The sequence below is a fragment of the Geothrix sp. genome, from assembly GCF_030219325.1.
Taxonomy (GTDB): domain Bacteria; phylum Acidobacteriota; class Holophagae; order Holophagales; family Holophagaceae; genus Geothrix.
The window spans coordinates 1,793,418-1,819,051 of the sequence record NZ_CP126625.1; the positions used below are offsets into that span (position 1 = coordinate 1,793,418).

Genomic DNA, 25,634 nt, shown 5'->3' on the forward strand with positions numbered 1-25,634 from the left:
GGCGCTCCGGAGGTCCTCCAGAGTGCCATGAACCTAGGAGGCGGCTCCGAAGCGTCTGATCCCGCTGCGCGAGCGGTCCAGGAAGCGCTGGACGGCGGCGGGATCCACCGTGGCGGGCGTGCCGGACCAGGCCTGGGAGGGCTTCAGCATGCCCAGCATGTCCTCGGGGCAGCCCACCTGCTCGTAGAGCCGCTCCACCCGCGCGGCCAGCTGGGCGGCGGTGGTCTCCGTGGCCAGCGCCTCGCGCAGGAGCGCCTCGCGCCAGCGGTCCTGGGCCTGGGACCAGCGGGAGCTGCCGGGCCGCGGGGTCTTCCCCACCGCCTCGGTGCAGGCGGCCCACAGGTGCGCCTCGAAATGCTTGAGGGCGGATCCTTCCAGGGCCCGCAACCGCTGGACAGCCGGACCTTCGCCGGGTGCCGCGATCTGGATCTCCAGGGAGGTGAGGAAGCCGAAATCGTAGCCCGTGACCAGGTCATCCCAGGTCAGGGGGCCGATGTGCTGGAGGAAGGCGTCGATGGGGGAACCGGTGGGCATCATGGCGACCTCAGGCGAGCAGGTGGAGGGCGAGGTGGACGGCGACGCGGGCGCTGGCTTCGGCGCCGTCGAGCGTGGGGGCCAGCTCCATGAGGTCGGCTCCGACCCACGGTTCAGGCCACAACCGGGCCGCGTGGATGAGGCGCAGGGTTTCGGCCAGGCTCAGCCCGCCTGGCACGGGTTCAGCCACGGCGGGTACGAGGATGGGATCGAGGGCGTCCAGGTCCAGGCTCAGGTAGGCCGGCCCACGGCCCACGGCCGCGAGATCCTCCTTCAGGCGGAGCGACATCAGGGGGTCGCGCAGATCCGCCGGCGTCCACATGCGCACGCCGACGCCCTGCAGGAAGGCCAACTCCTCATCGTCGAAGCGGGGGGCCCGGAGGCCGGCCTGCATCACGCGCTCAGGGTCCAGCAGCCCCTCCTCGAGGGCCTGCCGCAGCCAGGTGCCGTGGTGGATGTCCGTGCCCCAGGCCGCGCCATCGGCGGCGTCGGGGTGGGCGTCCAGGTGCAGGAGGCCCAGGGGCCCGTGCTGGCGGGCCAGGGCGCGGAGGGCGCCGAGGGTGAGCGAGTGGTCGCCGCCGAGCATCAGGGTGCGGCTGCCGGTCATGGCCCAGGCGCCCACGGTGGCCTGCACCGTTTCGAGCGCTTCACTCAGCGAGAAGGGCAGGGTGGGGATGTTCCCTCCGTCGAGCCAGCCCCCGGCAGCCGAGGGACCGAGCTCGGGACGGCCTTCCCGCAGCCGCTCGGGCATGGGATGGGAGCCGACGCCCATGGAGGCGGCCCGCATGGCCCAGGGGCCGAGCCGTGCGCCAGGCCGGTTGATCACGCCCGCATCGCAGGGCACGCCCAGCACCACGCCCGTGGCGGGTCGGGGATCGATGCACAGGGGCAGCCCGAGGAAGGGCGTCAGTCCCGTACGGAGGCCCTGCATGAGGGTTTCAGCGGACATCGGAACTCCGGGGGGCGAGGGCGGACCTGAAGGCGGCGATCCAGGACGTGGGATCACAGAAATCGGCGGGGTAGAGCGTCTCCTCAGCCGCGACGGTGACCCGGGTGCGGGTGCCGAAGAGGGTCCGGAGGTGGGGCAGGAGCGTTTCGCTGCCGGTCCAGGGGTAGTGCGGCGCGGGACTGGAGATCCGCAGCGGCTGGGCGGGCAGGCCCAGGTCGAAGGCCGCCCGCAGGCCGCCCTCATAGAAGCCGGCCAGGCGATCACCGCGGGTGGTGGTGCCTTCGGGGAACAGCAGCATGTCGCGGCCGCCATGGAGGGAGGCCGCGAAGCTGGCTAGGGCCGCGGCGCGGCTGGTGGCGTCCTCCCGCTCGACGAAGTGGATGCCGGATTTCTGCGCCCAGCGACCGATGAAGGGGTAGCCGGCGACCTCGCCCTTGGCGATGGTGCCCATGGGCCGGAGGCTCATGAGGATCACGGGGTCCACCCAGCTCAGGTGGTTCGATACCCAGAGTTGGATGTCGGACCGGGGGTTCCCGATGACTTCCAGGTCCACACCGAGGGCCGGCACCATGCGCCGCGCCCAGCGGTGCATGCCGGACTGCGGCTCCGCGCCTGCCGCCAGATGCGGCAGGATGGCGAAGGTGGGCCAGAGGACCCCGGTCCAGCTCATTACGAAACCAATTTCAGCCGGGTGTACCGGGCCCGCACGCGCTCGAGGTCATCCTTGGTGATGGCTGACCAGAGGCGCGTGTCGCCAGGGCCGTAGAAGTCCTGGACCTCTTCCACCACGCGGGCCCCGAGGGCGTTGTGGACGCTGCGGGCGTCGTTGTTACCGGGCTCCACCAGGAAGCGGCATTCTTCGACGTTCTCGTTGAGGAGCTTGGACACCATGGCGCGGATGAGCAGGTAGTTGACCCGGCCCTTCTGGTATTCGGGGTGCACGGCCAACGTCGCGCAGTAGACCGTGGTGCCGGCCACGAAGTTCAGCACGTAGCCCACCGGGCGCTCGCCGTCGAAGGCGAGGAAGCACCAGTCGCGGTACAGCTCGGTGCAGAGCCGCAGGTAGTGGGGGCAGAGCTCGCCAGCGCCGTCGCCGGACCAGATCTCGGCCTCCAGACGGCGGAGGTGGACATAGTCTGCGCTGCCCAACGCGCGGACGGTGTAGCGCGCACCTTCTGGATGCTGGGTGAGGGTCTCGATCGTCATGGTCGTGCCTCCCTGGGTTCAGGACCAGGATCGGCTTCGGCGGTGACGGCGGCATGGCGGCCGCGCCAACATCACGGAAATACGGTGAGACCAAGCGGTGACGGGCATCCGCAGCGCAGGGAAGGCAAGTGTCGGGCGGTGGTGTGACGGGAGGATGTTCCCTCCGCCACATTCCGGGAATATCCGCTCAGAAGTAGGGCGCCACCAGCTTGAGGAAACCGGCTGCCAGAAGGGCACTGATGGGAATGGTCAGGACCCAGGCCACCACGATGTTCCCGGCCACGCCCCAGCGCACGGCACTGGCGTTCATGGTCGCGCCGACGCCCATGATGGCGCCGGTGATGCTGTGGGTCGTGCTGACGGGAATGCCGAAGTGCGCGGTGGTGAAGAGGACGGCCGCCGCGGCGGTCTCGGCGGCAAATCCGTGGATGGGCCTGAGCTTCACGATCTTCGAACCCATGGTCTTGATGATCTTCCAGCCGCCGGAGGCGGTACCCAGCGCCATGAAGCTGGCGCTGCCGATCTTCACCCACAGCGGGACGATCACTTTCAGCTTCGCGTCCAGGGGCAGGTGGAACTTGTAGGCGATCAGGGCCAGGCAGATGATCCCCATGGCCTTCTGGGCATCGTTCTGGCCGTGGGTGAATGACATGGCCGCGGCGCTGACCAGCTGCGCCTTCCGGAACACCACGTTGACCCTGTGGCCGGATCTGCGCCGCACGATCCACAGGATGATCAAGATGAGCAGCATGCCCACCACGAATCCCATGGCCGGGGAGATGATGATGAAGGCCCCGATCTCCTTGAGCTTCTTCATGTGCAGGGCGTCGAAGCCCGCGTGGGCCACCACGGCGCCAGCGAGCCCGCCCAGCAGGGTGTGGCTGGTACTGGAGGGGATGCCGAACCACCAGGTGAGGAGGTCCCAGGTGATGGCGGCCATCAGGGCGGCGGCGATGACTGCCGGGACCACGTGGTTGCTGTCGGCGATGCCCTTGGCGATGGTGGTGGCGACGGAGGTTCCGGCCAGGGCGCCAGCGAAGTTCAAGGTCGCGGACATCACCAGCGCGTACTTGGCGGGCAGCACGCCCGTGCTCACGACCGTGGCGATGGAGTTGGCAGTGTCGTGGAACCCGTTGATGTAGTCGATGCCCCAGGACAGCAGCACCAGCACCGCCAGGGATGGGATGAGGAAGACTTCGATCATGAATGCCTCAAGCGTTCTTCATGACCGTGGAGCCCACCACCTTGGCTACGAGCTCGATCCTGTCCGTCGCCTCCTCGATGCGGTTGAGAAGTTCCTTCCACTTGATGATCTCGATGGCGTCCTTGGGATCCTCGAAGACCTGGGCCAGAGCCGCGTGGTAGATGGAGTCGGCCTTGTTCTCCAGGGTGTGGACCCGCCGGATGCGATCCCGGATCTCCTTCTGGTTGGACATGTTTCGCAGGGAGCGGATGAGGTGCAGGATCTCGCCGGAACCCTCGACGATGATGGAGCTGATCTCCGTGACGGCCGGCATGATGTGGGTGATGCGGTAGAGGATCAGACGCTCACAGACCGCGTGGAGGGAATCGACCACATCGTCGAGGGCATGGGCCAGGGCCATGATGTCCTCCCGTTCGATGGGCGTGACGAAGGTCTGGTTCAGCCGGTCCATGATCTCGCGGGTGAGATCGTCGCCAATGTGCTCCAGGTCCTTCATCTGCCGCCGCAGCTCGGCGAAGCGGACGGGGTCCCCGGTGCGGATCTCCAGGTCGAACAGCTGCGAGGCCTGGTAGGCGTTGGCGGCGGCGGATTCCAGAAGGTCGAAGAAGACCATCTCCCGGGGTTTGAGCCAGCGCATCAGGGCATTCAAGGACATGGGGATCTCCAACGTTCAACCTTCAACTGTAGTGGGTCGAAGGGTGTAACTGGAGCGTAAATTTGGCCACGGCCGCTGGGCGCCGAACCTGCCTCGGTGTATGGTCGGAAGGCATGGATGAGCCGGAATCTCAGCGTGACGGTGGATCGGGGATTCCGGTCTTCTTTGGACGTGCGCTGATCTGTCTGGTTTCCATGACCTTCCTTGGCTTCGGACTGGGGCTGAGTGTCCAGAAGGGGGCCTCTTTCCTCTGGACAGTCGGCTTCCTCATCACCCTGGCTTTGGTCCTGGTCCTCATGGCGCGTTGGCAGGTCGGGCCTCTGGCTGAACCCCTGGGACAGCTTCTGGGTGGGAGCCGTCCCCAGGCCATCGAGGATCTCCCCCGGGCCTGGTTCGCGCTGGAACGGGAGAACGACGACCTCAAGGAGAAGGCGGCGCGGGAAGATCGGCTGCTGCCTGGCATCATGGCGCGCCTGGAGGAGGGCGTGCTGCTCTTCGGCCCTTCGGGGAACCTGGAGCAGTTCAATCCGGCGGCGCAGCGGCACCTGGGCCTGGGCGCCCCCCTGGCCAAGGGGATGGGCGTGGGTGAGGTGTTCCGGGACCAGGCGGGCCAGGACGCGATCCAGCGGGCCTTCCGGGGGGCGTCCTGCGAATGGCGCCTGGCGCGGGCGGGCCGGACCCTGCGAGTCCGTGCCATTCCCTTCGCACCCTTGGGGGCCGTGAGCGGCGTGCTGCTCACCCTGGATGACGTCACGAGCCAGGAGGCCCTGGAGACCACCCGCCAGAAATTCATCTCCAACGTGAGCCATGAGCTCAAGACGCCGGTGACCGCCATCCGGATCGCCGCGGAGAACCTCCAGGAGGAGCGCCTGGAGGGCTCTGCGCGGGCCAGCGCCCAGTCCATCATGCGCTCCGTGGATCGGCTCACCCTGTTGCTGGGGGATCTCTCGGAGCTGAGCCGGATCGAGAGCGGCGCCCTGCATCTGGCTCCGGTGGCCTTCGACCTCGGGGGTTTCCTGGAGACCCTGATGCGGGACCTTCAGCCCCGGGGGGTGGCTTGTGGCGTCGAGCTGGCCCTGCTGGTGGATGCCCCTGAGGGGACGACGATCCTCGCGGATCCGCTGCGGCTCCACCAGGTGCTGGAGAACCTGCTGTCCAACGCCCTGAAATTCAGTCCGGCGGGGGGACGGGTCGAGCTGGTCGTGCGGGTCACGAGCCAGGGACAGATCTGGGAAGTGCGGGACCAGGGGCCGGGCATCCCCGAGTCCGAGCAGGGGCGGATCTTCGAGCGCTTCTACCGGGCCCAGGCGGCGAAGGCCAAGCCGGGCACGGGGCTGGGGCTGGCCATCGTGAAGCACCTGTGCCGGCTGATGGGTGGGGAGGTCGCGGTGGAGAGCCGTCCTGGAGAAGGCGCCACCTTCCGGGTGATCCTGCCGCCCCAGGCCGAGCCTCAGGAACCGGCGGGTCCGCCCAGTCGGTAGCCGACGCCCACCACGGTCTCGATGGATTCTGCGGCCGCCTCGCCGATCTTGGCCCGGACCCGCCGGACGTGGGCATCGATGGTGCGGCTCTCGCCCAGGTACTCGAGGCCCCACACCTGCTGGAGGATCTTCTCCCGAGTCAGGACCCGGCGCGGATTGGCCAGGAAATAGGCCAGCAGCTCGAACTCCCGCCGGGTCAGTTCCACCAGCTGCCCGTCCACCCTGGCGGCGTGCATGTCCAAGTCCACGGTGATGGGACCGAAGGACAGCTGGGGGGCGCGTTCGGAACCTTCGAAAGGCGTGGATCTCCGCAGGATCGCCCGGAGGCGCGCGGCCAGCTCCCGGGCCGAGAAGGGTTTGGAGATGTAGTCGTCGGCACCGAGTTCGAGGCCGAGCACGCGGTCGATCTCTTCGCTCCGGGCCGTCACGAGCAACACCGGGAGGGCCCGGAGGGTCGCATGGGTGCGGATGGCGCGGAGGACATCCAGACCATCCATGTCGGGCAGGCTGAGGTCCAGCAGCGCGGCGTCGAGCTTGGGCCCGCTGGCGTTGAGGGCCAGCATGGCATCGCGGCCCGTGCCGACGGGAATGAGGCTGAAGCCCTCCCGGCGGAGGTGCTGTTCCAGGCCCAGCCGGATTTCGGTGTCGTCTTCGAGAAGGAGGATGCGCGGCATGGTCACCTTTGTCCCTATTCTGCCGCATCGCCCTGGAGGTAGGGGTGCTTGGCGCTCCGTCCCTCCAGGATGAACAGCACTTCCTCAGCAATGTTGGTGGCCTGGTCGGCGATGCGCTCCCAGTTCTTGATGACCAGGATGAGGTGGCTGGCCCGCTCGATGCAGAGGGGGTCGGACATCATCAGGCGCAGCAGTTCCCGGTAGATCGAGCCATAGAGGTCATCCACGGAGTCGTCCGCCTGGATCACGGTCCGGGCCAGACCCGCATCGCTGCCGATGAAGGCGTCCACGGCCATCCGGACCATGCCCCGGGTCTCCTGGCCCAGGCGCTCAAGCGAGCCGCTGGAGAGGATCGGCGGATGGACATACGTCGCCCGGCGCGCGATGTTGCAGCAGTGATCGCCAATGCGCTCCAGCTCCGGGACGATCTTGAGGCTGGAGGCGATGAGCCGAAGGTCGCCCGCCGCGGGGGCCCGCAGGGCGAGCAGGTCCACGCAGAGGCGGTCCAGCTTCAGCTCCCACTCGTCCAAGCCGCGGTCCATGGTCATCACATGATCGGCTTTGGCTTTGGAGCGTTCGGTGAGGGCCTGGATGGTCAGGTCGATCATCTCCTCGGCCAGGCCCGCCATGGCCAGGATGCCGTCCCGGAGATCCCTCAGTTCCTGGTCGAATTGACGCATCAGCCGAACCTCCCTGTGATGTAGTCCTCGGTCATGCGGTGTCCGGGATTGGTGAACATCTTCTCGGTGAGCCCCGTCTCGATCAGCTTACCCATCCAGAAGAAGGCCGTGTGATCGCTGACCCGAGCGGCCTGCTGCATGTTGTGGGTGACGATGACGATGGTGAACTCCCGCTTCAGCTCGAGGATCAGTTCCTCGACCCGGGCGGTGGCGATGGGATCGAGCGCGGAGCAGGGCTCGTCCATGAGGATCACCTCAGGGCGGACGGCCAGGGCCCGGGCGATGCAGAGGCGCTGCTGTTGGCCGCCGGAGAGCCCCTGGGCCGAGTCCTTCAGGCGGTCCTTGACCTCCTCCCACAACCCGGCGCCCTTCAGGCTGCGCTCCACGGCCTCATCGAGGACCGCGCGGTTCCCCTCGCCCTGGATCCGCAGGCCGTAGGCCACGTTCTCGAAGATGGATTTCGGGAAGGGATTGGACTTCTGGAACACCATGCCTGCCCGTTTCCGGAGCGCGATGACATCGGTTTCCGGGGCGTAGATATCCGTATCCCCCATGAGCACCCGTCCCTCGATCCGGACGTCGTCGATGAGGTCGTTCATGCGGTTCAGGCAGCGCAGCAGCGTGCTCTTGCCACAGCCCGAAGGGCCGATGAAGGACATGACGGAGTTGCGGGCCACCTTCAGGTCGACGTCGAACAGGGCCTGCTTGCTGCCGTAGTACAGGTTGAGCCGGTCCACCTGCACCATGGTGGGCGAGGTCAGCACGGCCGGGTCGGTGAGGGGCAGGTCGGGCTTCACGAAGCTCGCGGGACGCATGCCGGCATCAGGGGGCGGCACCTGCAGGTGCGCGGGCTCCGTAACAGGACGGGGGTCGTCGATTTCCATGTCGATGGCTCCAGGGTTCTCGATCAAAAGGTGCTCCCCCCCAGGCGCTCACGCAGCTTGCGCCTGAGGTTCAATGCGAAGAGGTTCAGGACCACCACCACGAGGAGGAGGAGGAAGGAGGCCATGAAGACCATGGGCTTGGCGGCTTCGGAATTGGGACTCTGGAAGCCCACGTCGTAGATGTGGAATCCGAGGTGCATGAACTTCCGGTCGAAATGGAAGAAGGGGAAGGTGCCATCCAGCGGCATGGCCGGGGCCAGCTTGACCACGCCCGTGAGCATCAGTGGGGCAACCTCGCCGGCGCCGCGGGCGATGGCCAGGATGAGGCCCGTGAGGATGCCCGGTGTGGCACTGGGAAGCACCACTTTCCAGAGGGTCTGCCACTTGGTGGCACCCATGGCGAGGCTGGCCTCCCGCTGGGAGCGCGGGACCGCGCCGAGGGCCTCTTCCGTGGCGACGATGACCACGGGGACGGTCAACAGGGCCAGGGTGAGCGAAGCCCAGAGGATGCCGCCGGTGCCGTAGGTCGGGGTCGGCAGGCTGTCGGCGAAGAAGAGCTGGTCAATGGCCCCGCCCAGGCCATAGACGAAGAACCCGAGGCCGAACACGCCGAACACGATGGAGGGCACCCCGGCCAGGTTGTTCACGGCGACGCGCACGGCCCGGACGAGCCAACCCTGCTTGGCGTACTCCCGGAGATAGAGGGCCGTGACCACGCCCAGGGGGACCACCAGGATGGACATCACCAGCACCATCATCACGGTGCCGAAAATGGCCGGGAAGATGCCGCCTTCGGTGTTGGATTCTCGGGGATCGTCGGCCACGAACTCCCAGAGACGGGAGACGTAGACGCCGAACTTGTCGAGGGGGCCCATGGCATTGGCCGGCACCATCCGGACGACGCTGCCGAGGGGCCAGTCCTTGAGCTGGCCCTCCGCCGTCTGCAGGTTGAGGGTCCAGGCCCTGGCCTCGGAGCGGGCCTGCTCCAGGCCGGCCTGGACCTGGTCGTAGGTGGTCTGGATCTCCGCGGTCTTGGCGTCCAGGGCCTGGAGCGCCGGCTGGTCGCCCTTGGCCTCCAACCGTCGGCGGGACAGGCGGAGCTTCTCGATGCGGCGGTTCAGTTCGCCCACCTGGCCCTTCTCGATGGACTGGATGTGGCGCCGAAGCCGGTTGGCCTCCGGAAGGCGGCTCAGGGCATCGGCCATGGCCTGGGGACCGGTCGCCACCACCTTGCCATCGTGGCTCAGGGAGGCGATCCGGCCGATGAAGGGGCCGTATTCCAGGCGCTCGATGAGCAGGGCGTCCTTCGGGTATTCGGGGGCGCCCATGCTGGCGCCGGGAATCCAGCGGAAATCCTGGCCGTAGATGTCGCGGTTCCCGACCCGGAACTGGATCTTTTCGGTCTCCTCGCCGCGGGCGGGCTCATGTCCCGTGATCTCGCCTAGGACCGGCCCCTCCGGCGTCTGCACCTGGACCAGCGTGGCGGGCCAGAAATAGCCCATGCCCTTGGCCACGATGAAGCCCACCAGGCTGAGGATCATGGCGAGGCAGAAGGCCAGCAGGGTTCCGGAGAACCACACGAAGATCCCGCCCTGTCGGAAGCGATCGGCCAGCCGGCTCATCAGATGGACTCGTAGCGGCGGCGCAGGCGCTGGCGGACCAGCTCTGCGACGGTGTTGAGGATGAAGGTCAGGACGAACAGCAGGAAGGCCGCCAGGAACAGCACGCGATAGAGGGATCCGTGCAGCGGTGCTTCCGGGATCTCCACGGCGATGTTGGCGCTGAGGGTGCGCATGCCGTTGAAGGGGCTCCAGTCCATGACCGGCGTGTTGCCCGTGGCCATGAGCACGATCATCGTTTCGCCGATGGCGCGGCCAAGGCCCACCATGGTGGCCGAGAAGATGCCAGGGCTGGCGGTGGGCAGCACGATGCGCCAGGCGGTCTGCCAGGGGCTGGCGCCGCAGGCGAGGCTGGCGGAGGTCAGCGACTTGGGCACGCTGGAGAGGGCGTCCTCGCTGATGGTGAAGATGATGGGGATGACGGCGAAGCCCATGGCGAACCCGACCACCAGGCTGTTGCGCTGGTCGTAGGTCACGCCCATGGCCGTCTGCAGCCAGGTCCGGTAGCTGCCACCCATGACCACGCGCTCGACCCAGGGGCCGGCCAGGCTGGTCAGCCAGACGGCCAGCAGCAGCACCGGGACCATCCAGAGGACCTCACGCCCGTTGCCGTAGCCGTTGCGGAAGGGGAGTGACATGCGCCCCCAGAGCGGTGCGATCAGCAGGGCCAGCAGGAGCACGACGAAGGGAAAGACGAAGACCTCGACGGCCATGCGCTCGAGGAGCGGAGCCATGACCAATCCGGCCAGGAATCCGAGTACCACCGAAGGCAGGGCGGCCATGATCTCGATGGTGGGCTTGATGGCGTTCTTCAGCCGCGGCATGGCGAACTGGGAGGTGTATAGCGCGCCGAGGACCGCCAGGGGGAAGGCGAAGAGCATGGCGTAGAGCGTCCCCTTGAGGGTGCCAAACACCAGCGGCACGAGGCTGAACTTGGGTTCGAAGTCATCCGTTCCACCCGTGCTCTGCCAGACATATTCGGGTTTTTCGTAGCCCTCGTAGTGCGTCTTGCCCCACAGCAGGCCGAAGCTGACCTCAGGATGGGGGGCGTCGAGGGACCAGAGGCGCATGGCCCCCGAAGCCGCGCTGGCGTGGAGGATCAGGTCGCCCCGGGGGGCCAGGGCGGCGATCCCCGGGCCCTCGAGTCGCGCGGAGAACATGCGGCGCTCGGTGGTCAGGTGGTCCACGACCAGGTCTGTCGGTGTCCAGGTGAGGAACCGCTTGTCCCGCTGACTGGCCTGGAAGCCCAGCACCGGCCCCTCAAGTCGCGGGAAGGCGTGGAAGGCCTGGAGCTGGAATGCCTCGTTCACCCGCACGCGCTGGTAGGCGGCCAGCTTGCCCTTGATGCCACCGACCAGCAGGCTCGACTGGCCCAGGGCGAAACCAAGCGACTGGATGGGCTCTGCGAAATCGGCAGAGGACAGGATCGCGTCGGATTCAGGATCGAGGTCCAGCAGCCGTCCTTCGCTGGTGCCCACGAAGAGGTTCCGCCCGTCCGAGCTCCAGGCCGCGGCCGTGGCATGCAGGGAGGGATCCCGGAGGACCGGCCTCCAGGACAGCACTGCGGGAGCGGCATCCAGCTGAGTCTCCGCCCAGGCGAGACCATCCTGGGTGGAGCTCACGATCCTCATGGCAGAGCCACCGCCCAGGCCACCGCTTTCCATCAGCCTGAAATGGAGGATCTGGCCCGCACCCATGTCCAGGGATGGGCCACCTTGCCAATGGGGATCCAGGGTCCATTGGGCGGGATCGTTCTCCCCGGCGGGTTTGGACCAGGCCATCCGCGTGAAGAAGAGACGGCCATCCGCCCCGACGACCAGGGCCTCGCCCTTGGGATTGAGGGGCGTGACGCTGCGCCAGGGCAGCGCCGGACCGTCGCTGGGAGCAGCAAGCGCCGAGCCTTGCGGGAACCTCAGGGCCTTCACCCCTTCCGTCCGGGACATGAGCACGATGGCTTTTCCGGATTCGTCGGCCCAGGCACCGACGGCTGGCGCCGTCTGCAGGGTCCCCAGGGACCGAGACTGGGGCGGCAGGAAGAGCGGCACTGATTCCTTCATGATGAACAGGAGCATGGCCAGCACGGCCCCGATGATCGTCAGGCCGCCGCTGGAGATGGCGAAGGCCATGAACCGGTCGACGCGTTTGGCACGGGCCTGGTGTGAAGGGATGCTGGACATGTCGGCTCTTGGGGGCGAAGGGTAAAAGGCCTGATCAACAAACGGGCGTGCCGGAGGATCCCCCCGGCACGCTCGAGTCCAGATTCACTACTTCAGCTTGGCGATCTCTTCGGTTTCCATCTTGGCGGTGAGGGGCAGGAAGCCGTCCTTCACGACGATCTCCTGGCCTTCCTTGCTGAGCACGAACTTGAGGAACTCGCTGGTCAGGGGATCCATCGGCTTCTTGGGATCCTTGTTGATGTAGATGTAGAGGAAGCGGGCCAGGGGGTACTTGCCACTCAGCGCGTTCTCGTAGGTGGCGGCGAAGGCGGCCCCATCATTCTTCTTGGCATCGGACAGGGGGACCGCCCGGACGCCGGAGGTGGCATAGCCGATGCCGCTGTAGCCGATGGCGAACTTGTCGGAACCCACGCTCTGGACCACAGAGGAGGAGCCCGGCTGTTCCTTCACGGTGTCCTTGTAGTCGCCCTTGAAGAGCGCGTGCTCCTTGAAGTAGCCGTAGGTGCCGCTGGCGCTGTTGCGGCCGTAGAGGCTGAGGGGGCGGTTGGCGGCATCCCCGGTCAGGCCCAGGTCGCCCCAGGTCTTGATGTCCTTCTCGAGGCCGCCCTTGCGGGTCTTCGAGAAGATCGCATCCACCTGCTGCATGCTGAGGGCCTTGATGGGATTGCCCTTGTTCACGAACACCGCGAGGGTGTCGATGGCCACGGCCACCTTGGTGGGCTTGTAGCCGAACTTCTTCTCGAACTTGTCGGCTTCCTCGTTCTTCATCTCACGGCTCATGGGGCCCAGCTGGCTGGTGCTCTCGATGAGTGCCGGGGGGGCGGTGGTGGATCCCTTGCCTTCCACCTGGATCTTCACGTTGGGGTATTTCTTGTTGAACCCCTCGACCCAGTAGGCCATCAGGTTGTTCAGGGTGTCGGAACCGATCGAGTTGAGGTTTCCGCTGATGCCGGAGACCTTCTTGTAGGTGGTGAGCTTCGGGTCCACCTTGACGGTCTGGGCGGTCGCGGTCAGACCAACCAGGGCGGCCAGAACGGTCTGGGCCAGGAATCGGATCCTCATGGATGCCTCCTAAGTAGCCTTGATCCTGGGTCCCGGGGGTGAATCCCTTTGTTACGGCCCGTGACATCCCTGTAACTTCATTCCCGAACCAGCTTGCCCTCGAGCAAATAAGTGGGTTTAATGCTTGGAGATCCTGCGTGCTGATCGAGGCACCGCCCGCGCACGGGGATCGCGACCATCCAGTTTTTTCCTACGGGTGGCCGAAGTCAGGGCAGGGCCCCCTTCGGTTTCCCGATCCACCATCCCAATCCATCACCACACCCAAGGCCGCTGAGCCTGCCGGGCGTAAGCCGCAGCCAGAACCCTGGGCCCCAAGAGGAGCCTCCTTGAGCCCCAAGAAAACCATGATGATCAACGCCACGGATCCCGAAGAGATCCGCGTCGCCACCCTGATCGACGGCGTGTTGTTCGACTACGACGTCGAGTTCCTGCACAACGAGAAGATCAAGGGCAACCTCTACAAGGCCCGGGTGGTCCGCGTGGACACCAGCCTGCAGGCGGCCTTCGTCCACTTCGGCGGCCAGAAGAACGGCTTCCTGCCCCTGGGCGAACTGCCCCGCGAGCTGAGCGGCGACGGCCGCCGCGCCCGCATCCAGGACGTCCTGCAGCGCGACCAGGAGATCCTGGTCCAGGCCGTCCGCGAGGAGCTGGGCAGCAAGGGCGCCATGATGACCGGCCAGGTCAGCCTGGCAGGCCGCTACCTGGTGATCACCCCCGGCAACCCCGTGAACGGCATCAGCCGGAAGATCGAGGCCACCGAGGAGCGCCGCCACTTCAAGCAGCTCATCGACACCCTCGAGATTCCCGAGGACATCGGCGTCATCGTCCGCACGGCCAGCCTGGGCGTGACCAAGGAGGACTTCCAGCGTGACCTGGAGTACCTCCTGGACACCTACAAGGAAGTGCTGAACCGCTACAAGCACCGCCACGGCGTGGGCCTCGTGTGGCAGGAGGATGACGTCGTCACCCGCACCCTGCGCGACACCTTCACGGCCGACGTGGAGGAAGTGCAGATCGACGACGAGGACACCTTCCGGGCCGCCCAGTCCTTCTTCAAGCGCACCATGCCCCAGCATCTCGACGTGCTGAAGCACTACAGCGGCAAGAAGCCGCTCTTCTCCCGCCACCAGCTCGAAGAGCAGATCGACCGCGTCTACGGCCGCAAGGTGGGCCTGCCCAGCGGCGGGGCCCTGGTGCTGGACCAGACCGAGGCCCTGGTGGCCATCGACGTGAACAGCGGCAAGACCTCCGGCGACGGCGTGGAGGACATGGCCTTCAAGACCAACATGGAGGCGGCCGAGGAAGTGGCCCGGCAGCTGCGCCTGCGTGATCTGGCCGGCCTCATCGCCATCGATTTCATCGACATGAAGCGCGAGTCCCACATCCGCTCCGTGCAGGACAAGCTGGTGGACTGCCTCAAGGCCGACAAGGCCCGCATGGAGGTTGGGAAGATCAACCGCTTCGGCGTGCTGGTCATGACCCGTCAGCGCATCCGCCCCAGCCTGCAGCACGTGAACCACGAGAGCTGCCCCACCTGCGCGGGCACCGGCAAGGTGAAGACCATCGAGGCCATGGCGCTCTCCGTGGTGCGCAAGCTGCACGGGATCCTGGCCAAGGGTGGCATCGGCGAGATCCGCGTGAAGCTGGCCCCGGCCATCGCCGCCGCGGTGCTGAACGAGAAACGCAGTGACCTGACGCTGATGGAGGAGGAGAGCGACGCCAAGATCCTCATCCAGGCCGACTGGTCCATGAGCTACGGCGAGATGTCGGCGGAGATCGAGCGGGCGGAAGAGGCCCCGGTCGAGAAGCCCGCGCCCAAGCCGCATCGCGAGAAGGGCGCTCCCGAGGACGAGACCGTGGTCCTGGGCGGTGACAGCCCCATCTCCTTCGAGAAGGCCCTGGGCCTCCATGGCGATGGCCCGAAGGATGCCAAGAAGGAGGCCTTCAAGTACGATCGCCGCGACCTGCAGCGGGCCGCCCTGGATGAGCGGGAGCGCCTCCGCGCCCTGTTCGAGAGCGCCAAGCCCGAGGACGATGAGATGGAAGACGGCCCCGAGGAACCCGGAGACGAGTCCAAGGGCGATGGCACCAAGCGCAAGCGCCGGCGCCGGCGCCGCAAGGGCGGGGCGGACCGGGGCGAAGGAGCCACGCAGGCTGGATCCCCCGAAGGGGCCAGGCCCGTCGTGACTGAGCCCATGCCCGAGCCCCCCAAGGCCACCCCAGGCCTGGTGGCCAGCTTGCTGACGCCGAGCCCCCGGCCCCGGATTGGCGCTGCTCCCCAGGTCGCCGAGGCCGCCGTGGCGGAAGCCCCCAAGCCCAAGCGCACGCCCAGGGCCAAGGTGAGCTCGGCTCCCGAGCCCGCGGCAGCTCCCACTCCCGTGCCCGAGCCGATTCCTGAGCCGGCGGCCCCTGTGAAGAAGAAGGCTGCCCCGAAAGCCAAGGCCTCCGCCAAGTCCCCCGCGAAGAAGGAGAAGGCAGAGAAGGAGAAGGCCGAAAAGCCCGCCGAGACGGCCCCCAAGCCCAAGGCGACCCGCGCGAAGAAGGCCAAAGCCGAGTAGTCGCGGATGTCCATCTTCTGGATTGCACCTCTCGCCTCCCTGGCCACCCTTCTGGGTGGCTGGGGAGTGGTGCGCTTCCTCCAGGGCCGGGCGCAGTTCATGCGCCTGCTATCGGGCGTGGCGGCGGGGTACCTGCTGTCGCTGACCGTGGCCCGCATCATCCCCGAATGCCTGGAAGCCAAGGGTGGGGAGCTCAACGCCTACTGGGTGCTGGCGGGCTACCTGCTGGTGCACGTCATGGAGCACGGCATCACGCTCCATTTCCACTACGGGGAGGAGACCCATACGGACGGATCGCCGCTCAGCGGCGTACTGGCCCTGGTCGGCCTGTCGCTGCACAGCCTCATGGATGGCGTGGCCATCGCTGCGGCCCTGGCGACGCATAGCAACCTCGGTCCCCTGGTCGTGCTGGGCATCCTCCTCCACCGCATCCCGGAGGGCGGAACCATCGCCTCCATCTTCCTGGTGCGGGGCTTCGGGAACCGCGCGGCGATGCTGGCCGCGGGCACGCTGGCCCTGGCGGCCATGCTGGGATCGGCCGGACAATCGCTGCTCAACCTGCCGACCGGTCCGGTCCTCGGACTGACGGCAGGACTGGCCCTCTACGTGGCGAGCTCGGACCTGCTGCCCGAGGTCCAGAAGGTCTCGGGCCTCCGCAGCACGATCGCCCTGCTGTCGGGAGTGGGGATCTTCCTCCTCAGCTCGCGGCTGCTGCCGCACCAGCACTGAGTCCCGCATGCGCCGTCTCGGGAGGAAAAGCAGAGGCCTGTTGCTGGGCGCCCTGCCGGCCCTCCTGGCGGCGCAGGGATTGCCGCCGGCCCCGGTCATCCCGCCCCTGGACGCGCCGACGCCGGCAGAGCTGCTCCCGCTCCGTCCCTTCCGCATCGAGCGGGGCCCCGGCAATTCCCGTGTGCCCTTCGACTGGCGGGGTGACCGGGTCCGGGAAGTGGGCGATGTCTGGATCCTCGAACAGGGGGCCATCCAGGCGGAAGGCCTGCTCCTCCTGGCCGACCGCATCGAATACCGCATCCCCGAGGGCCGGCTCATCGCCGAGGGGCACATCCGCCTGGAGGGCCCTGACCTGCGCCTGCGCGGGGAGCGCCTGCAGATGGACTGGGGCCTCCGCTCGGGCGAGGCCTGGGCCCTGCAGATGGACCTGCCCCCCTCCTGGACCCTCAGGTCTGGCCATGTGGCCTTCGCCACCCTGCGCACCTGGTCCTTCGACGAGGTGGAGCTGAGTCCCTGCCCCGAGGAGAAACCAGGTTGGACGGCCAAGCTCACCAGCCTGAAGGTGGATCTCGACGGTTTCGCCACGCTCTGGAACGCCCGGGTCCTGCTGGGTTCCGTGCCCATCTTCTACCTGCCCTACGCCCTCTATCCGGCCCAGGCGGAACGCACGTCGGGGCTGCTCCCTCCGCGCCTGGGGCTGTCCAGCTCCTTCGGCTCCACCGTGGGGCTCTCCTACTTCCAGGTGCTGGGCGATTCCGTGGATACGACCTTCTCGCCGGAGTACCTGAGCAAGGAGGGCATGCTCTGGGGCGGGGAGCTCCGATGGCGTCCGGACCTGACCCACCAGGGCAGCTTGTCCGGGGAGACCATCCACCAGCGGAGCCTCGACACCCATCGCTACCGCTACAACCTGAAGGAGGTCTGGCAGCGCGAGGACGGCTGGCAGCTGACGGCGGACGTGAACCAGGCCTCGGACAACTTCGTGGATGCCGATTTCGGGAAGGGCCTCGGTTCCCTCGGCGCCACCAGCTTCGACTCGGCCCTGTATCTCGGGCGCAGCTTCACCTTCGGCAGCCTCAGCCTCTCCGCCGCGGAACAGCGCAGCTTCTTCTTCACCAAGGACCAGGGCGACCCCTTCTACAGCGCCCAGTTCCCGGCCTCCCTCCGGCGGCAGACCCTCCCCCAGGGCGAGTTCCGGTTCTTCCCGGTACCTCTCCTCGGGCAGCTGTACGTGGATGGGGGGGTGCGGCTGGGCCGCTTCGCCTACCGCATCGAGGGCAGCTCCTCCGTGCCCGACCAGAGCTACGCCTGGGATCGCCAGGACGCCAACACCCGCGTGCATGGACGGCTGGGGCAGTGGGGGCCGTTCCGGGCCGACTTCGAGCTCCTGGGGCGGGCCACCCACTACAGCTCCACGCTGTCCTCCGCCGTGTTCGATCCGGCGGGCGGGGCCGACGGCACCGTGGTGGACCCGGCCACCAGCCCCTTCCAGGTGGATGGCGTCCCGGCGACGCGGCTCCTGCTGTCCAGCCACCTGCGGCTGTCGGGGCCCCAGGTCGGCCGCAGCTATAAGGAGGTCTCCGTCCTGGGCTACGAGGGTGAGCTCAAGCACGTGGCCGAGCCCTATTTCGGATTCACCGAGACCAGCCGCTATGGCGACGCCGGGCTGCTGCCCAGGTTCGATACGGTGGACTCCTTCCCCGGCGTCAACGACAGCGCCTCCGGTGAGCGGAGCTTCGAGGTGGGGCTCAAGCAGCACCTCCTGGGGCGTTCCGGCCTGGGATCCGGGTTCGCGGACCTGGCCCGGCTGCGGGTGGCCACGCGGTACCACGCAACCCCGATCATCCTCAGCGACGGCCGCTACAAGAAGGGCTGGTCCTCCCTGGATACCGACCTGGACGTGGAACCGGACGATCGCTGGCGCATCAGCCTGCGCCGCTCCTCGGACATCGGGGCCGGGGGTTCCGACAACGCCCTCAGCGTGGACGTGAAGGCGAGGGACGGTGGCCGCTTCAACCTGGCCTACTTCTCCACCGGCATCAACCGGTTCCTGGTCCGCCAGCAGGGCCTCCAGTTCGGCGGCCTGCAGCGGCTCTGGGATGACCGGGTCCGTCTGGAGTTCAGCGCCAACTATGACTTCCGGAACCACGGCTTCGCCTCCAGCCAGGTGGCCCTGGCCTACGTCCAGCCCTGTGTGGCCTATGTCCTGAAATACAGCCATGTGGCCTTGAACACGGCCCTGGTGTCGGGGGGGCGTGAAGATCGCGTGGACCTGACCCTGACGCTGAGGGGGCTGGGCGACCTGTTCAGTTTCCGGCGCTGACGATCCGGGGCGGGAGATCGCCCTCTCCGGACACCACGACGCGGTTCCGTCCCAGGCTCTTGGCCTGGTAGAGCGCCTTGTCCACCTGGGCCATCAGGGCGCTGATGGTGGGCGCACCGGGCCCGCCCACGCCGAAGCTCATGGTGGGGAAGATGGTCTGGCCCCCGGGCAGCACGATGGGGTCCTCGTCGATGCGGCGCCGCAGCTTGTTGGCCACGTCCGCACCGGCCTTGAGGCTGGTTTCCGTCAGCAGCACGGCGAACTCCTCGCCGCCGATGCGGAAGGCGAGGTCGGATTTGCGGAGCGCGGAACGGATGCGTCCCGCCAGCTGCCGGAGGACCTCGTCGCCGACCGGGTGGCCGAAGCGGTCGTTGATCAGCTTGAAGTGGTCCACGTCGCCGAGGACGAGGACGAAGGCGCGCCGGTGCCGTTCCCACTGCCGGACCGCGTGGTCGAGGTTCTGGTCGAAGGCCCTGCGGTTGAGCAGCTCCGTCAGCGGATCGGTCAGCACTTCGTTCCGCAGGGAGGCCGCCTCGATCTCCAGCATGCTGCGCCGTTCCCGCAGATCGTGGATGGCCGATTCGTACTCGGTCTGGATGCGGCGGGCGTGCATCCACTCGACGGCCCGCTTGCAGGCGTGGACCAGCCGGGGTGCCGGAAGGGGGAGCGGCACCCAGTCCGAGATGCCCGCCAGCAGCAGGCGGCGCTGATCGGCCTCGTTCTTCATCTGGCCCACCAGGATCGTGTAGGGCAGCCGGCCCTGCTCCCTGAGCTGGGACAGCACCGCCAGGGCGCCCTCCACCCCCCCGGAGGAGAGGCCCAGCAGGAGCACGGGCGCCTTCAGCGCACGCTGGGCTTCCACGGCATTGCGGACGGGCGGGGAATGCACCTCCATGCCGTAGTGGTGGAGCATGTCCCTGGCCTTCTGGGCGAGGGAGGACTGAAAGCCCACCGCCAGAACCGGGAGGCGCTGCCCCTCCTCGCGGGAGGTGCTGCCCGCCAGCACGGGACCGAGGTGGTTGAGCAGCTGCTGGATGGTGTGTCCAGAGGCGAGGAAGCCGTCGGCCTGGGCTTCCTGCAGGGCCCTGAGATCCTGTTCCGTCGGGGCATGATCGAGGATCAGGAAGATGGGAAGGTTGTGGAAGAGGACCCGGGCCTCACCCCGCAGGAGCCGACAGAGGCGGTAGCCATCCATGGGGTCGCCACCGGAGTCGACGAGGAGGACCTGAGCCTCCCCCCAGGCGTCCTGGGCGAGAGCTTCGAGGGGATCGGCGGCCTGCAGGATGCGATGGCCTGCGCCTTCGAACGCCATCCTCAGGCGTTCGACGAGGTCGTCATGGCGGGAGATGACCAGCAGGTTCATGAAGGGCCGAAATGAAGTCCTTCATGTTAGTGCGGATCAGCCCCGAGTTAAGGAAAATAACGGCGGGAGATCCGGCGATGGAGGGCACAGGTCAGCTCGTAGGGGATGGTGCCGAGGACCTGTGACAGCCGCTCGAGGCTGTGCGGCGCCGCCGGATCGGCGCTGAAGAGAGTCATGGGATCCCCCGGGGCCACCTGAGTGCCCAGGGGCAGGGCCACCGTCAGGTAGTCCATGGACACGCGGCCCACCACCGGGAAGGTCTGGCCGGCGAAGCCGACGACCCCGCGGTTCCCCAGGTCCCGCCGGTAGCCGTCAGCATAGCCGCAGGCCAGCGTGGCGATCTGCATGGGCTGTGGCGCCACGAAGGTGCGGCCATAACCCACCGTGGTTCCGGCCGGAACGGTCTTGACACGGGCCACCTCGGCCACCAGGGCCAGGGCGGGCTCCAGTCCCAGTTGTCGGCCTTCCGGCAGGGTCGTGAGACCGAAGAGGGCCAGCCCGGGCCGGAGGTGGGTGTCCTGGTCCAGGAGGTTCCGGAGGCAGGCATCACTGTTGCCGTGGTGGCGCTGCACCGGGTGGATGCCGGCGTCCACCAGCTGGGCGAGGCAGCCTTCGAACACCCGGCGCTGCCGGAGGGCGAAGCCCAGGTCGGCGTCGTCGGCCGTGGCGAAGTGCCCCATGGCACCATCGATCCAGGGGGCCAGCTGCCGCAGGGCCGCCAGGCAGTCCCCCAGCTCGGAAGGCAGCAGGCCGAAGCGGCCCATGCCCGTGTCCAGCTTCAAGTGCAGCCGAACCGGGTGGCTGGGCAGGATCCGCGCGTACTCCGCCAGGTGCTCGGGCCCGACGACGGCGATGGTCAGGCCCTCCGAGCTGGCGGCGGGGAGGGCTTCCGGGCGGAGGCCACCCAGCACGAGGACGGGACAGCCGATGCCGCCCTGGCGCAGTTCCAGGCCCTCCTCGAGGCTGGAGACCGCCAGACCGTGGGCCCCGGCCGCGGCCAGGGCCCGGCCGACGGGTACGGCGCCATGGCCGTAGGCATTGGCCTTCACCACGCCCCAGACCTCCCGGCCCCCGGCGGCGGTGCGGATGCGCTCCAGGTTCCGCCCGATGCGGCCCAGGTCCACTTCCGCCCGGAGGGCCCGGCCCTCGGGATGCCGGATCAGGGGTTCGAGGTGCTGCTCATTCACCTGTCGCTCGTCATTCGGCAAGACCCTGTTCCGCGAGCCAGCGTTCGGCGTCGATGGCAGCCATGCAGCCGCTGCCGGCGGCGGTGATGGCCTGGCGATAGGTGTGGTCCTGCACGTCGCCGCAGGCGAAGACGCCGGGAATGGAGGTCCGGCTGGAGCCCTTCTCCACCACGAGGTAGCCGGTCTCGTCCATGGGCAGCTGGCCCTGGAAGAGGCTGGTGTTGGGCCGGTGGCCGATGGCCACGAACAGACCTTCCACGGGCAGCTCGGACTCGCTGCCATCCACCGTGTCTTTGAGCTTCAGGGCGCGGATCTTCTCCACCTTCTCGCCCATGGGCGTTTCGTGGGTGGCCGTGACCACGTCCAGCACGACCTTGTTCCAGAGGGGCTGGATCTTCTCGTTCTTGAAGGCGCGCTCCTGCATGGTCTTGGAGGCGCGGAGCTTGTCCCGGCGGTGGATGAGGTGGACCTTGGTGGCGAACTTGGTGAGGAAGGTGGCCTCCTCCAGGGCGGTATCGCCGCCGCCCACCACGGCGATCTCCTTGCCGCGGAAGAAGAAGCCGTCGCAGGTGGCGCAGGCGCTGACGCCGCCGCCGGAGCGGGAGAGCTGCTCGTCCTTGTCGATGCCCAGCCACATGGCCGACGCCCCGGTGGCGATGATGACGGCATCCGCGGTGTATTCGCCCTTGTCCGTGGTGAGGCGGAAGGGACGGCTTTGGAGGTCGGCCTTGAGCACCGTCTCGGACTTGATGGTGGTACCGAAGCGGAGCACCTGCTCCCGCATCTCCTCCATCAGGGCCGGGCCGTCGATGCCCTTGCGGAAGCCGGGGAAATTCTCGACCTCGGTGGTGATGGTGAGCTGGCCGCCGGGCTGGACTCCCTCGAACACGAGGGGTGCCAGGTTGGCTCGCGAGGTGTAGAGGGCGGCGGTGTACCCGGCGGGACCCGTACCGATCACGATGACTTTATGGTGGTTCACGCGCTTCTCCTGGCAGGGGACGGGCCGGGGGCCCGGGTTCCGAGTCTACCGCGCCAGTCCCCGCTCCCGAAGCAGGGCCTCGGCTGCAGGCACGTCCGCCGGCACATCCACGCCCAGGCTCAGGTGGGGCGTGTCGGCCACGCCGATGGCCATGCCCGCGGCCAGCGCCCGCAGCTGTTCCAGCATCTCCAGCTGCTCGAGGGGGTGCGGCGGGAGCTGCGTGAAGGCGCGCAGGGCCTCGGGCCGATACGCGTAGAGGCCGAGGTGGCGCCGGAAATGGCTCAGCTGCCCGGGCTGCATCCAGGGCCGGAAATCCGGCTCGAAGACGGAACCGTTCCGCAGGTAGGGGATGGGGCTGCGGCTGAAGTAGAGGGCCCGCTGGCGGTCATCCACCACCACCTTCACGGCGTTCGGGTTGTAGAGCTCGTCAGGGTGGGCGAAGGGGCAGGCGGCGGTGGCGATGGGGAGGTCCGGCTGGGCCTGCATCAGGGCGACCACGGCCGCCACCGTGTCGGGATGCATGGCCGGCTCGTCCCCCTGGATGTTGAGAATGCAATCAAAGTCCTCCCCCAGGGATGCCAGGGCTGCGGCGGCGCGGTCCGTGCCGGAGGGCAGGGCGGGGTCCGTCATGAGGGCCTCGCCTCCGAAGCCCCTCACGGCGGCCGCGATGCGATCGTCATCCGTGGCGACCACGACCCGGTCGACGCCCCGGGCCCGGTGGGCCGCCTCGAAAACCCACTGGATCATGGGCCTTCCGGCGATGAGGGCGAGGGGCTTGCCGGGAAACCGGGAAGCCTGGAAGCGGGAGGGCAGGACGGCGAGGGTGCGCATGGGCCAAGTGTAGTGCAGGGGGACCGCCGGGATTCCAGACCGGAGGACCCCCTGCCGATGCCTCAGGAACCGGGGGCTTTCGCTTGGATCAATCCTTCGACGATGTATGGGCAGAGTTCGAGGACCTGTTTGCGCAGGCCCGGCAGACCCTTGCCACGCTGAAGGAGCCCCAGCCGGCCCACGTGGTCCAGGCCTCGGTGAACGCCCTGTTCCGGACCACGCACACCCTCAAGGGCATGGCGGGCATGCTGGGGTTTCCCAGCTTCAGCAAGGCCGCGCACCGCATGGAGGACATCTTCGACCTCATGCGCAAGGGGCGCCTGCGTTCGACGGATTCTCTGGTCGAGACCCTGGAGGCGGGCATCCTGGCCCTGGAATCGGGCATGGGCGGCCTGCGCCGGGGCCGCTCGGAGCCCGAAGACTACCTGCAACCCCTGCGGAAGCAGCTGGGGGAACTCGAGGCCCTGGCCCGACCCGCCGAGGGGGCGGCCCAGGACCTCACCTCGATGCTGGACCTGCCCCCCGACACCCTGAAGGCCCTCTCGGAATACGAGCACACCCGGGTGACCTCCCTCCTCATGAGCGGGATGCCGATCCATGGCGTGAGGATCTGCCTGGACTTCGCCACCTTCGACGAGCGCCTACGGGTCTACAGTGAGGCCCTGGGCGCACTCGGCGAACTCATCTCCACGCTGCCCTGGGATGCCCCGGAGGATCGCGAGGGGCTGGCCTTCCTCCTGATGGTCGCCTGCCCGGACCTGGATCCGACCAGGCTTCCGGCCCTGGAGGGCGAGCTGCTCGGCATGGCCCTGCTGGCGGATCCCGTCCGGGTGCCAGCCAGCCTCCGGGCTGCGGAGCCCACCCAACTCCCGGAGGAAACTCCGCCCGAGCCGGCAGTCCCCGGGACACCGGCGCCAGTGTCACCGGCGCAGGAGGTGGAGATCCTCCGCCTTCCGGCCCACCGCGTCGAGGCGCTTGAGGCCCGACTGATGGCCGTCGGACAACTGCGGGACGCGGCCAGCCTGCTGCTGAACCGGAGCCGCCAGGCCACCGATGACGATCGGCCGATGGCCCTGCTGGGACAGATCGAGGATGGTCTCCTGGATGTCCAGAAGTCCCTGCTGCAGATGCGCATGGTCAAGGTGGAGAGCCTGTTTTCGCGCATCGAGCCCATGGTGAAGGGCCTCAGCCGGGACACGGGCAAGCCCGTCAAGCTGACCTTCCAGGGGGGCGATCTGGAACTGGAGCGGAGCATCCTCGGGCGTCTCACGGAACCCTTCCTCCATCTGGTGCGGAATGCCGTGGACCACGGCCTGGAACCACCTTCGGAACGCCTCGCCCTGGGGAAGAATGAAACCGGGTCCCTGCGGATCTCAGCCTCCCAGCGGGGGCGCAACCTCCGCTTCGACATCCGGGACGACGGGCGGGGCTTCCACCTGGAACGCATCGAGGCGCGCGGGGTCGAACTGGGCCTCCTGAAGGCTGGCGAGAACCACACGCCGGAGCGCCTGCACCGTCTGACCCTGGAACCAGGCTTCTCCACCCACGACCAGGCGACCCAGCTTTCCGGCCGTGGCGTGGGCATGGATGTCGTGCGGGCCGAAATCGAGGCCCTGGGTGGCGAGGTGCACCTCTCGAGCGAGGCCCGGCGGGGCAGCCTCATCCGCCTGAGCTTCCCCCTGAGCCGTGCGGTGGTGAGCTGCCTCAAGGTGCGCTGCGCCGGCCAGTCCTTCGGAATTCCGCTGAGCAGCGTGGTCCGGGTCCAGGCGGGGCGGCAGGTCTGCCATGGCGGGGACCAGGTCCAGGTGCTCGGCGAATCCCTTCCCATCGAATCCCTCCAGGCCTGTCTCGGCCTGCCGGAGCCGGACGGGCAGCGGGCCTTCGTGGTGCTGAGCCAGCAGGGCGCGGCTGCCAGGAGCGTCGAGGTGGCCCTCGGAGTGGACGAGATCGTGGGACGGGGGGAGGTGCTGCTGCGCAGCCTGCCCGAACTGGCGCACACGGCGGGCATCATGGGGGGCAGCGTCCAGGAGGAGGGCATCCTCTGGGTGCTGGATCCCGATGCCATGCTGGGGCTGGCCATGGATTCCCTGATGAGGAGGGTGGCCCGTGTCTGAGCGGGGGTCCTGGCTCCATGTGCGGGCCTCGGGAATGGATCTGGCGCTGTCCACGCTGGACCTCCGGGAGGTGGTGGCGATGGAAGCCGTCTCCCCCCTGCCTGGCCGCCCCCATGGCATCCAGGGCGTGGTGATCTTCCAGGGTGAATTCCTGCCTGTGCTCGCCTGGGGGGACCTTCCGGGCTGCACCGTCTCCGCAGCCATTCCCACGGCGATGGCCGTGCTACGGCCCCGGCTGGCGGTACCCATCGACCGGATGGTCGGGATGATCGACGTGTCCACGGCAACCCTTCACCAGGTCGAGGAAGCGGATCCGGCCAGCGGCTGGACCGGCGGCCTGCTCCAGGTGGGGGATCTGAAGCTCCGCCTGCTGGATCCGGATCGCCTCATCGCGCTGCTGCGGCGCTTCCGGGGCGACCGCTGAC

Annotated in this window: 22 protein-coding genes; 6 read left to right on the plus strand and 16 right to left on the minus strand. The window is 68.0% G+C overall.

Features of this window, described 5'->3' with window-relative positions:
* Positions 1-33: 33 nt before the first annotated feature.
* The 6 genes from QOZ81_RS08125 to QOZ81_RS08150 all read right to left on the minus strand — a co-directional run bounded on the left by QOZ81_RS08125 (position 34) and on the right by QOZ81_RS08150 (position 4,548).
* Positions 34-537, minus strand: coding sequence for a hypothetical protein (locus QOZ81_RS08125; RefSeq protein ID WP_291199064.1), 504 nt, complete (start codon positions 535-537; stop codon positions 34-36).
* Between the two features lie 7 nt (positions 538-544).
* Positions 545-1,483 carry an arginase family protein gene (locus QOZ81_RS08130; protein ID WP_291199062.1) on the minus strand — a complete coding sequence of 313 codons (939 nt, stop codon included), beginning with the start codon at positions 1,481-1,483 and terminating at the stop codon, positions 545-547.
* Positions 1,473-2,153, minus strand: coding sequence for a lysophospholipid acyltransferase family protein (locus tag QOZ81_RS08135; RefSeq protein ID WP_291199060.1), 681 nt, complete (start codon positions 2,151-2,153; stop codon positions 1,473-1,475). The genes QOZ81_RS08130 and QOZ81_RS08135 overlap by 11 nt, the downstream gene beginning before the upstream one ends.
* Positions 2,153-2,689, minus strand: coding sequence for a GNAT family N-acetyltransferase (locus QOZ81_RS08140; protein WP_291199058.1), 537 nt, complete (start codon positions 2,687-2,689; stop codon positions 2,153-2,155). The genes QOZ81_RS08135 and QOZ81_RS08140 overlap by 1 nt, the downstream gene beginning before the upstream one ends.
* 187 nt (positions 2,690-2,876) lie before the next feature.
* Positions 2,877-3,893 (minus strand): inorganic phosphate transporter, encoded by a 1,017-nt coding sequence (locus tag QOZ81_RS08145; RefSeq protein ID WP_291199056.1) that lies wholly within the window; start codon positions 3,891-3,893, stop codon positions 2,877-2,879.
* Between the two features lie 7 nt (positions 3,894-3,900).
* A complete protein-coding gene (locus QOZ81_RS08150; protein WP_291199054.1) occupies positions 3,901-4,548 on the minus strand; it encodes a DUF47 domain-containing protein in 648 nt (215 codons plus the stop codon).
* A gap of 194 nt (positions 4,549-4,742) precedes the next feature.
* Here QOZ81_RS08150 and QOZ81_RS08155 point away from each other — a divergent pair, with 194 nt between their 5' ends.
* Positions 4,743-6,029, plus strand: a complete 1,287-nt coding sequence (locus tag QOZ81_RS08155) for a sensor histidine kinase (protein WP_291199052.1) — start codon at positions 4,743-4,745, stop codon at positions 6,027-6,029.
* Here the strand turns inward: QOZ81_RS08155 and QOZ81_RS08160 are convergent.
* From QOZ81_RS08160 to QOZ81_RS08185, 6 genes are all read right to left on the minus strand, one after another.
* Positions 5,999-6,703: a response regulator transcription factor gene (locus QOZ81_RS08160; protein WP_291199051.1), complete on the minus strand. Its 705-nt coding sequence runs from the start codon at positions 6,701-6,703 to the stop codon at positions 5,999-6,001. The two genes, QOZ81_RS08155 and QOZ81_RS08160, sit on opposite strands and share 31 nt — an antisense overlap.
* Positions 6,704-6,717: 14 nt before the next feature.
* Entirely contained in the window at positions 6,718-7,383 is a 666-nt protein-coding gene (phoU, locus tag QOZ81_RS08165) for a phosphate signaling complex protein PhoU (protein ID WP_291199049.1), read from the minus strand.
* Complete coding sequence (gene pstB / locus QOZ81_RS08170; protein WP_291207542.1) at positions 7,383-8,129, minus strand: phosphate ABC transporter ATP-binding protein PstB; 747 nt, start codon at positions 8,127-8,129, stop codon at positions 7,383-7,385. Before pstB ends, phoU begins: the two co-directional genes overlap by 1 nt.
* 161 nt (positions 8,130-8,290) lie before the next feature.
* Positions 8,291-9,889, minus strand: coding sequence for a phosphate ABC transporter permease PstA (gene pstA, locus QOZ81_RS08175; protein ID WP_291199047.1), 1,599 nt, complete (start codon positions 9,887-9,889; stop codon positions 8,291-8,293).
* On the minus strand, positions 9,889-12,063 hold the full coding sequence (locus QOZ81_RS08180) for an ABC transporter permease subunit (protein WP_291199045.1): 2,175 nt from the start codon (positions 12,061-12,063) through the stop codon (positions 9,889-9,891). The genes pstA and QOZ81_RS08180 overlap by 1 nt, the downstream gene beginning before the upstream one ends.
* Positions 12,064-12,150: 87 nt before the next feature.
* Entirely contained in the window at positions 12,151-13,125 is a 975-nt protein-coding gene (locus QOZ81_RS08185; RefSeq protein ID WP_291199043.1) for a PstS family phosphate ABC transporter substrate-binding protein, read from the minus strand.
* A gap of 326 nt (positions 13,126-13,451) precedes the next feature.
* On the opposite strand from QOZ81_RS08185, the gene QOZ81_RS08190 reads away from it, so the two are divergent.
* The 3 genes from QOZ81_RS08190 to QOZ81_RS08200 are packed head-to-tail and all read left to right on the plus strand — an operon-like array spanning position 13,452 to position 18,735.
* Positions 13,452-15,683, plus strand: a complete 2,232-nt coding sequence (locus QOZ81_RS08190) for an Rne/Rng family ribonuclease (RefSeq protein ID WP_291199041.1) — start codon at positions 13,452-13,454, stop codon at positions 15,681-15,683.
* A gap of 6 nt (positions 15,684-15,689) precedes the next feature.
* A complete protein-coding gene (locus tag QOZ81_RS08195; RefSeq protein ID WP_291199039.1) occupies positions 15,690-16,412 on the plus strand; it encodes a ZIP family metal transporter in 723 nt (240 codons plus the stop codon).
* 7 nt (positions 16,413-16,419) lie between these two features.
* Entirely contained in the window at positions 16,420-18,735 is a 2,316-nt protein-coding gene (locus tag QOZ81_RS08200; RefSeq protein WP_291199037.1) for an LPS-assembly protein LptD, read from the plus strand.
* Here QOZ81_RS08200 and QOZ81_RS08205 read toward each other — a convergent pair.
* The 4 genes from QOZ81_RS08205 to kdsB are packed head-to-tail and all read right to left on the minus strand — an operon-like array spanning position 18,719 to position 23,095.
* Positions 18,719-20,098, minus strand: a complete 1,380-nt coding sequence (locus QOZ81_RS08205) for a GGDEF domain-containing protein (protein ID WP_291199035.1) — start codon at positions 20,096-20,098, stop codon at positions 18,719-18,721. The two genes, QOZ81_RS08200 and QOZ81_RS08205, sit on opposite strands and share 17 nt — an antisense overlap.
* Positions 20,099-20,145: 47 nt before the next feature.
* Complete coding sequence (gene alr, locus QOZ81_RS08210) at positions 20,146-21,285, minus strand: alanine racemase (protein WP_291199033.1); 1,140 nt, start codon at positions 21,283-21,285, stop codon at positions 20,146-20,148.
* Between the two features lie 10 nt (positions 21,286-21,295).
* Complete coding sequence (gene trxB, locus QOZ81_RS08215; RefSeq protein WP_291199031.1) at positions 21,296-22,264, minus strand: thioredoxin-disulfide reductase; 969 nt, start codon at positions 22,262-22,264, stop codon at positions 21,296-21,298.
* A gap of 45 nt (positions 22,265-22,309) precedes the next feature.
* Positions 22,310-23,095: a 3-deoxy-manno-octulosonate cytidylyltransferase gene (gene kdsB, locus QOZ81_RS08220; RefSeq protein ID WP_291199029.1), complete on the minus strand. Its 786-nt coding sequence runs from the start codon at positions 23,093-23,095 to the stop codon at positions 22,310-22,312.
* An 83-nt stretch (positions 23,096-23,178) separates the two neighbouring features.
* Between kdsB and QOZ81_RS08225 the strand changes: the two genes are divergently transcribed.
* Positions 23,179-25,209 (plus strand): chemotaxis protein CheA, encoded by a 2,031-nt coding sequence (locus QOZ81_RS08225; protein WP_291199027.1) that lies wholly within the window; start codon positions 23,179-23,181, stop codon positions 25,207-25,209.
* Positions 25,202-25,633, plus strand: coding sequence for a chemotaxis protein CheW (locus tag QOZ81_RS08230; protein ID WP_291199025.1), 432 nt, complete (start codon positions 25,202-25,204; stop codon positions 25,631-25,633). Before QOZ81_RS08225 ends, QOZ81_RS08230 begins: the two co-directional genes overlap by 8 nt.
* Position 25,634: the final 1 nt, after the last annotated feature.